This is a genomic window from Ligilactobacillus acidipiscis DSM 15836, from assembly GCF_001435755.1.
GTDB classification, from domain to species: domain Bacteria; phylum Bacillota; class Bacilli; order Lactobacillales; family Lactobacillaceae; genus Ligilactobacillus; species Ligilactobacillus acidipiscis.
The window spans coordinates 1-7,971 of the sequence record NZ_AZFI01000102.1 but is presented as its reverse complement, the minus strand read 5'-3'; the positions used below and the strand labels follow the sequence as shown (position 1 = coordinate 7,971).

General features: G+C 44.0%; 5 protein-coding genes. 4 read left to right on the top strand and 1 reads right to left on the bottom strand.

Annotated features, from left to right (window positions below; genetic code table 11):
* The first annotated feature begins 251 nt into the window (after positions 1 to 251).
* Positions 252 to 1,748, top strand: a complete 1,497-nt coding sequence (locus FC65_RS07360; RefSeq protein WP_056972120.1) for an amidase family protein — start codon at positions 252 to 254, stop codon at positions 1,746 to 1,748.
* Between the two features lie 226 nt (positions 1,749 to 1,974).
* On the opposite strand, the gene ndk is transcribed toward FC65_RS07360, so the two are convergent.
* A complete protein-coding gene (gene ndk / locus FC65_RS07355) occupies positions 1,975 to 2,439 on the bottom strand; it encodes a nucleoside-diphosphate kinase (RefSeq protein ID WP_056972119.1) in 465 nt (154 codons plus the stop codon).
* A gap of 259 nt (positions 2,440 to 2,698) precedes the next feature.
* Here ndk and FC65_RS07350 point away from each other — a divergent pair, with 259 nt between their 5' ends.
* The 3 genes from FC65_RS07350 to guaB all read left to right on the top strand — a co-directional run bounded on the left by FC65_RS07350 (position 2,699) and on the right by guaB (position 7,739).
* The gene (locus FC65_RS07350) at positions 2,699 to 3,118 is read left to right on the top strand and encodes a (deoxy)nucleoside triphosphate pyrophosphohydrolase (protein ID WP_010497210.1); all 420 of its coding nucleotides are present in this window, start codon (positions 2,699 to 2,701) and stop codon (positions 3,116 to 3,118) included.
* The gene (locus tag FC65_RS07345) at positions 3,111 to 5,993 is read left to right on the top strand and encodes a DUF3427 domain-containing protein (RefSeq protein WP_056972118.1); all 2,883 of its coding nucleotides are present in this window, start codon (positions 3,111 to 3,113) and stop codon (positions 5,991 to 5,993) included. The genes FC65_RS07350 and FC65_RS07345 overlap by 8 nt, the downstream gene beginning before the upstream one ends.
* A 258-nt stretch (positions 5,994 to 6,251) precedes the next feature.
* On the top strand, positions 6,252 to 7,739 hold the full coding sequence (guaB, locus tag FC65_RS07340; protein WP_056972117.1) for an IMP dehydrogenase: 1,488 nt from the start codon (positions 6,252 to 6,254) through the stop codon (positions 7,737 to 7,739).
* Positions 7,740 to 7,971 lie beyond the last annotated feature (232 nt).

Sequence of the window (7,971 nt, the reverse complement as noted above, 5' to 3'; positions counted from 1 at the left end):
GCTTAAAAGTTGAGCACTATCGGACTTTAACAATAAGCCGTGCTTTTTGCGACTTGTTGTCAAAGTTGGATAGGCGCAGACTTTTGATTCATGTAGCTCGACTAGAAAAACAGAGTGGAGAAATTCGGGAGACAGCGAGCATTATCGGGCTCGGAACTTATAGTGTGTTCTGTGCACTGTGAGATCCGAGTTGGATAAGCGAAGTTGTCTGAATTTGGGAGCTCGACTACTAACAGGGCGGAGGCAAGAGGATGGGTTTTAATAAAAAGGAATTTTTTAAGCAGATCAAAGATGTTGAATTATCGCAAGAGCAAAAGGACAATTACTGGCAAATGCTGGATGCAGACTTTTTGGCGACTTTTCGCGATGTTATGAAATACTCGCCGGTCCTCACGGACAAATCTCCTTACAAACGAACCTATAAGGAGCGTCCGTTTACGGATGACAAATATAATGCGTGGTTTGTTAAGACTAAAATCGAACATGCTGCCAGCGGTCCCTTGCTAGGGAAAAAAGTGGCTGTGAAAGATAACATTACGATCGCAGATGTACCAATGCAGATCGGCACTAAGCTGCTGAATGGTTATCGCCCCCATACAGATGCGACTGTGATCAGTCGTTTGCTGGCGGCTGGTGCAGAAATCACCGGCAAGGCAGTCAGTGAAAACTTGTTTGTAGCCGGCAGCAGTTTTTCAGCCGACACCGGCTTAGTACAAAATCCCCGTTTGCCTGGATATTCTGCTGGCGGATCGTCAAGTGGTTCGGCAGCTTTAGTTGCTAGTAGAGAAGTTGATCTTGCCTTGGGGTGTGACCAGACTGGCTCGATCCGGATCCCAGCTTCATGGTGTGGCATCTATGGGTTTAAACCCTCACGCGGCGTGATCCCGTATACAGGGATCGGCTCAGTCGATCAACTGCTCGATTATGTAGGCCCAATGGCACAAACGATGGACAATATTATTTTAGCGATGGATGCTCTAGCTGGGCCAGATGGCTTAGACAGCCGCCAAAATGAAATGCAGCAGACATTTGATTTTGCCAACAATCTAAAGACTGATCTGCGCGGCAAAAAAATAGGGCTCGTTAAAGAATGTTTCGGTTTAAAACGTTCTGAAAAAATTGTGGATGAGACAGTACGGTCCAATATTTTGGCTTTTGAAAAAATGGGTGTGAGTGTTGAAGAAATATCGCTTCCAGAATTTGATCAGGCGCGGACAGTCGTTGACACGATGAACACTCTGGCAACATATCGGCAGTTGATCAAGAATGGCGGTTCAAGCATTGGCAGTGGAAACTACTATCCAATCGATTTGAGTGAAGCATTAACACAGCAGTTAAAAGCAGAAAATTATCAAAAATTGCCGCCAATTGTCCAAGTTATTTTGTATAGCGGAATGCTGGCTGATCATTCAGCCACTGATTATTACGGTAGAGCACAGAATATGTTAGTCGGCCTCAAACAGAAATTTGCCCAGGTCATGGAAAAATTTGATATTCTTGCAATGCCGGTGACACCTTTTACCGCTACTAAATTACCAGCGTTGGATGATTCATTAGAGGAACTGGTAACAGGTTCGATGGGGATGGATACAAACTTAGGTGTTTTCAATGCTCTTGGCTACCCCGCAATTTCGGTACCATGTAAATTTACATCTCATGAAAAACCGATCGGGATGCAGCTGGTTGGCGGCTTTGGCGCTGATCAAACTGTGATCGATTTTGCTAAAGCATACGAAGATTTTTCATAGACAAAGAAAACGAGCTGGGGCATAACTAGCTGTGCGATACTAAAAGGGCCGTCTATTTAACCCATTTAATGAGTTAAATAGATGGCCCTTAAACGTGTTTCAAAAGAGTGAAGCCTTAATGTAACAACGATTGCGCTATTTTGGGTCGTAGCAAAGCGAAGGGCCAGAATAGCGCAATCGTTGTTACAAATCGGCTTCAAAGCATCTTTTGTCTCACTCTCTTAGCTTAAGCTTGCTTTTCTTTTTTAACTGAAGATCCCCGTGTGGCTGACAATTCTGGGAACCACAATTTGATCTCATTTTCAGCATTTTGCGGGTTGTCCGAGCTGTGAATGACATTACGTAAGATCCCATCTTCAAACATCCGGCCAAAATCACCGCGAATCGTTCCAGGTGCTGCTTGGTTGGGACTAGTATCTCCTGCAATGGTATGTAATCCCTTGATCACACGCGAGCCGCTGGCAATGATCGCTACGATCGGTCCCTCTAACATGTAGTTTTCGATCTCGGTGAAGTAGGGCTTGTCTACCTTGTCGACATAGTGCTTTTTCAATAATTCCGGTGTAGCCATCGTAACTTTTAAACCATCGATCGAGTACCCCTTGTTTTCGACCCGTGTAATGATCTGGCCAATATGGCGCGCTTTAACACCATCTGGTTTGATCAAGATCAATGTACGTTCTGTTGTCATGTCTTGTGACCCCCATAAAAGTATTTTTTTATTCTTAGTTTTTCTAATTATGTCTAATGATAAGCAATTTTTTTAAAAAAAGAAAGAGAAATGATGGGTAGAAATTCAAGCTGGCTAATTGCAGCAGACAGATTTTTTTTCAAATCAGTGCTAGTGAAATTTGCGTTACTAAAGTTTCATCTTTCCCAATGCAACACTAAATCTGCTATGATTAAGAGAGATCAAAGTAGAATTTAACATCTGTTAGAGGAGGTCGATCATGAAACCTGAACAAAATATCGTGGCCGCCGTTTTGATTGCTGGTGATCGAATCTTGACCGGACAACGTCAGGCCCACCGTGTCGGTGGCGGTTATTATGAATTTCCGGGCGGGAAGATCGAGCCGGGTGAAACACCACGCCAAGCTTTAAAACGTGAGATCAAAGAAGAATTAGGCGACATTGTCGTCTTAGGTCCGCAGATCCCTGTACCTGCTGACTACGAATATAATTATGCCAAGATACATATCCAGTTTTTCTGTGGTTATTTGCAGACGCATAATCTAAAACATGAAGCCCATACTAAGTTGCAGTGGGGTAGTCCTAAAGAACTGGCCGCTTTACAGTGGCTGCCAGCTAGTCGACCTGTCTTAACATGGCTAACACAACAAGATTTAAGGAAGATCAAATTTGATGAATGATAATTATGAATTACAACAAGCCGTGATGCACGGTTTGTTCGACCAGCAAAAATATTCCGGTAATGACATGCTGGCACCTAAATTACTAGTCAATAGTAAAGAAGAAACGATCTGGGAGCATTTACTCGATGAATTTGGTGTTTGCCAGTCCTTTAGCATTGCCGTGGCCTTTATTACTAAAGACATGTTGACGCCTTTTAAAGCTGTTATGAGTGAATTGGCTGCCAGAAACGTTACGGGATACTTGCTGACCTCCGATTATCTGGGCTTCAATGATCCTGCCATGTTTGCGGAATTGTTGAAGATCCCTAACCTAACAGTCAAGATCACGAGTGTCGCCGGTTTTCATACTAAGGGCTACTTATTTGACAATGGTGCTGAAAAAACGATGATCGTCGGCAGTGCTAATTTGACGCGGTCAGCAATGTTGGCTAATTATGAATGGAACCTTCGACTCAGATCGACAGCTCAAGGTGCTTTGTTCAAACAACTTGAACAGCAGTATACTGCGCAGTGGCACAAAGCTTTTTTGCTGACTGATGCATGGGTCAAAGACTACGCTTTGCACTATGTCACACCGCAGTTGACTTCAAAAACTGCCAGTCCTGTAACCAAAAAAATAACTCCCAATGGTATGCAACGTCAGGCCTTGGCTAACTTGGCTAAGTTACGGCAAAATAACGCCCGCCGTGCTTTGCTGATCTCCGCCACAGGAACGGGCAAAACCTATCTTGGAGCCTTTGATGTCCAAGCTTTTGCGCCTAAACGCTTTTTATTTGTTGTTCACAGAGAGCAGATCTTGGAAGCTGCTCGTGATTCATTTCGCACTGTTATTGGCGGCTCTGCCCGTGATTTCGGCATTTTGTCAGGCAAACGTCACCAAACGACTGCCAAGTATCTGTTTGCAACTATTCAAACGATCAGCAAGCCTGAAGTGATGGAACAATTTGACCCGCAGGAGTTCGACTATTTGCTGATCGATGAAGCGCATCGCAGTGGCGCACAAAGCTATCAGCGGCTCTTGAATTATTTTCAGCCGCAATTCACTTTGGGGATGACTGCCACCCCCGAGCGGACAGATGACTTTGATGTCTTTGAACTTTATGACCATAACATTGCCTATGAGATCCGTTTGCAGCAGGCTCTAGCTGAGAATATGCTGTGTCCATTTCATTATGTCGGCGTTACTGATTATGAAGTGAACGGAGAGCTGTTGGATGAAACAGCGAATTTGAGCCGTTTAGTGTCGGATGAAAGGGTCGACTATATCTTGCGCCAGTTGGATTATTATGGAGATACTACACAAGTGCCGCATGGCTTGATTTTTTGCAGCCGGCAAGACGAAGCCAAAGAACTGGCGGTCTTATTGACCCAACGAAATCATCCAAGCCTGGCACTGACCAACGAACAAAGTGTTAGTCAGCGTGATGCCGCCGTCAAGAAACTGGAAGAAGGCCAAGTCGAGTATTTAGTCACGGTCAATATCTTCAATGAAGGGATCGACATCCCATGTGTAAATCAGGTCGTTTTATTGCGCAACACTCAATCAAGCATTGTGTTTATCCAACAATTAGGGCGGGGATTGCGCAAATACCCAGGTAAAGAATACGTGACCGTGATCGACTTTATCGGTAACTATAAGAACAATTATTTGATTCCATTAGCCTTGCACGATGACCACAGTAAAAGCAAAGACACTGCTAAAAGAGAGTTAGCCTTCAAACCGATTTTGGGTTTATCCACGATCAGTTTTAGCCGCATTGCAAAACAGCGGATCTTTGCGGCTTTGGATGCGGTAAAGTTGGATAGTTTGCATGAGTTAAAGCAGGAATTTGCGGCTCTCAAGCAAAGGCTGGGGCGTGCACCCTTGCTATGTGATTATTTAGAACAAAACTCACTTGATCCCAGAGTTTTCTTGGAAAATCCACGGCTCAATAACTATGGGAGCTTCTTGGCTAAAATGCAGGAGCAGGTTTGTTTGACTAAGTATCAAAATCAAATATTGACGTTTCTCTGCAAGGAATTAGCACAGGGCAAACGTCCGCATGAATTATTATTGTTGCGTTTGTTACTGCAGCAAGAAACGGTCTCGGAACAAGAATTAATAGCTGAGTTCGACAAGTATGGCTGCTATCATAACGACCAGTTGCTAAATTCACTGGATGTCATTTTAGGCTTAGATTTTTTTGCCATTAAATCCGGTAAGAAGATCAAGGCGGATGAATACGGCGGCCGTCCTCTAGTAGTCCATGATGGCTTTAACTACCAGCTAAGTCCAGATTTTAAAGCGGCAGTTAGTCAAGGCCAAGATTTTGGTTGTCTAATGGACGATGTTTTAAGTTGCGGGCTGCGCTTAAATCAAGAGTATGATAACAAGCGGCAATTTACACTTTATCAGCGTTATACCCGTAAAGATGTCTGCCGTTTATTGAACTGGTCGAAGGACCTGAGTGCGCCGATGTATGGTTATTGGGTCGGTGAGAACGAGTGTCCGATCTTTATAACCTATCGTAAGGATGAAAAGGTCGTGGAGAGCAGAAATTACCAAAATACACTGGCTAATAATTCGGCGATCAGATGGTACACCCGCAGTCCCCGTACATTGGAATCCGCGGAGGTCAAACGTTTGCTCGCAGTTGATGACAACCAAGCACGCCAGATCAAGCTGCTGGTATTTGCCAAGCGCAGCGATGCTGAAGGCAAGAGCTACACCTATTTAGGACCAGCCGACATCTTACCTGGAAGCGTGGCGGAAGAAACTATGCCGACTGCTAAAGCTAAACCTAAACGTGTCGTCGGCATGGATCTGAAATTTAAGCAGCCTCTGCCTTACAAGCAACTAAAGTATTTGACGGGGCAAGAGGATAATGAATAACAGAACATTTGAGGCAATATTTTAACTAAAGTAATTGAAATGCGAAATCTTTTTGTAAAAAAACTGAAATAGTTAACTTTTTTATTAGGAAAATCTAAGAAAGCTTGCAAACGCAAGCCTTTTTTTGTACATTAGATAGCAATATATTCATACAGGGTAAATTAGGGGGATAAGATCAAGATCTATATTTGCCAAGTTTAGCCTAAATAATAAGTAGAGCACTAGTTTTGTTCACTAAAGGAAAAGGAGCGTTTTTTGATGTCTAACTGGGAGACAAAATTTGCCAAACAAGGTTTGACCTTTGATGATGTATTGTTGATTCCGGCAGAAAGTCATGTTTTGCCGAATGAAGTTGATTTGGGTGTTCAGCTGGCCCCCAACTTAAAATTGAATGTGCCGATCATTAGTGCAGGGATGGACACGGTCACTGAATCACAGATGGCGATCGCGATGGCCAGACAAGGCGGAATGGGTGTCATTCATAAGAATATGACGATCGAAGCCCAAGCAGATGCAGTCCGCAAGGTCAAGCGTTCTGAGAGTGGCGTGATCATTGACCCATTTTATCTCACACCGCAAGACACAGTCGCACAGGCGGAAGAATTGATGAATCGTTATCGCATTAGTGGTGTGCCGATCGTGGAAACAATGGAAAATAAGTTGTTCTGTGGGATCATCACTAACCGTGATATTCGTTTTGTCAGTGATCCTAAGGTGGCGATCAATGAAGTCATGACCAAAGACGACCTTGTTACTGCAACTGAAGGTACATCATTAGATGAAGCTGAAAAAACTTTGCAATCCAACAAGATCGAAAAATTGCCGATCGTGGATGATCAGGGACGTTTGTCAGGGTTGATCACGATCAAGGACATCGAAAAAGTTGTTGAGTATCCAAATTCGGCTAAAGATGAACATGGTCGTTTGTTAGTAGCTGCCGCTGTTGGTGTCACAAGTGATACATTTGAAAGGGCGGCAGCATTGCTTGATGCGGGTGCGGATGCGTTAGTGATCGATACAGCTCACGGTCATTCAGCCGGAGTTTTGCGCAAGATCGCAGAAATTCGTGAAAAGTTCCCGCAAGCAACGTTGATCGCAGGTAACGTGGCGACGGGAGAAGCAACTAAGGCTCTCTATGATGCAGGTGTTGACGTAGTCAAGGTGGGGATCGGTCCTGGATCGATCTGCACGACACGTGTTGTTGCGGGTGTAGGTGTCCCTCAGATCACTGCGATCTATGACGCTGCACAAGTTGCCCGCGAGTATGGCAAGAAGATCATCGCTGATGGCGGGATCAAGTATTCAGGTGATATTGTTAAAGCCTTGGCAGCCGGTGGTAATGCTGTCATGTTAGGTTCAATGTTAGCCGGAACTGATGAAGCTCCTGGCGAAACAGTGATCTATCAGGGTCGCCGTTTCAAAACGTACCGTGGTATGGGTAGCATGAGTGCGATGGATTCGACTCATGGCTCAGCTGATCGTTACTTCCAAAGCAGGGTCAATGAAGCTAATAAACTTGTGCCGGAAGGTATCGAAGGACAAGTTGCCTATAAGGGCAAAGTCGGTGACGTCGTTTATCAGATGTTGGGCGGACTTCGTTCAGGAATGGGTTACTGTGGCGCTCCCAACCTCGAATATTTGGCAGAAAATGCTCAATTTGTGCAGATCACCAGCGCAGGTTTGATCGAATCACATCCTCATGATGTACAGATCACCAAAGAAGCACCAAACTACTCCAGAAACTAAAAATTGTTAAATTTGGAATAAAACTAAAAATGAGATGCAGAGAGTTGATTTCTGCATCTCATTTTTTTAGGTTGCTTATGGCTAAGACCAGTATTTATAAAAAGCTACATTACTTGAGCTTTGATTTGAGCAATATACTTTGGCTTTGCGGTATTCCAAATTAAAACGGCTAAAAATCGCCGGAAGTTTTCACCAATTTGAAGAAATCGGCTAGAAGTTAGGAGAAGAATTA

Excerpts from the sequence above, each read along its gene's own strand:
- FC65_RS07360 (WP_056972120.1), top strand. The coding sequence starts at position 252 with ATGGGTTTTAATAAAAAGGAATTTTTTAAGCAGATCAAAGATGTTGAA.
- ndk (WP_056972119.1), bottom strand. The coding sequence starts at position 2,439 with ATGACAACAGAACGTACATTGATCTTGATCAAACCAGATGGTGTTAAA.
- FC65_RS07350 (WP_010497210.1), top strand. The coding sequence starts at position 2,699 with ATGAAACCTGAACAAAATATCGTGGCCGCCGTTTTGATTGCTGGTGAT.
- FC65_RS07345 (WP_056972118.1), top strand. The coding sequence starts at position 3,111 with ATGAATGATAATTATGAATTACAACAAGCCGTGATGCACGGTTTGTTC.
- guaB (WP_056972117.1), top strand. The coding sequence starts at position 6,252 with ATGTCTAACTGGGAGACAAAATTTGCCAAACAAGGTTTGACCTTTGAT.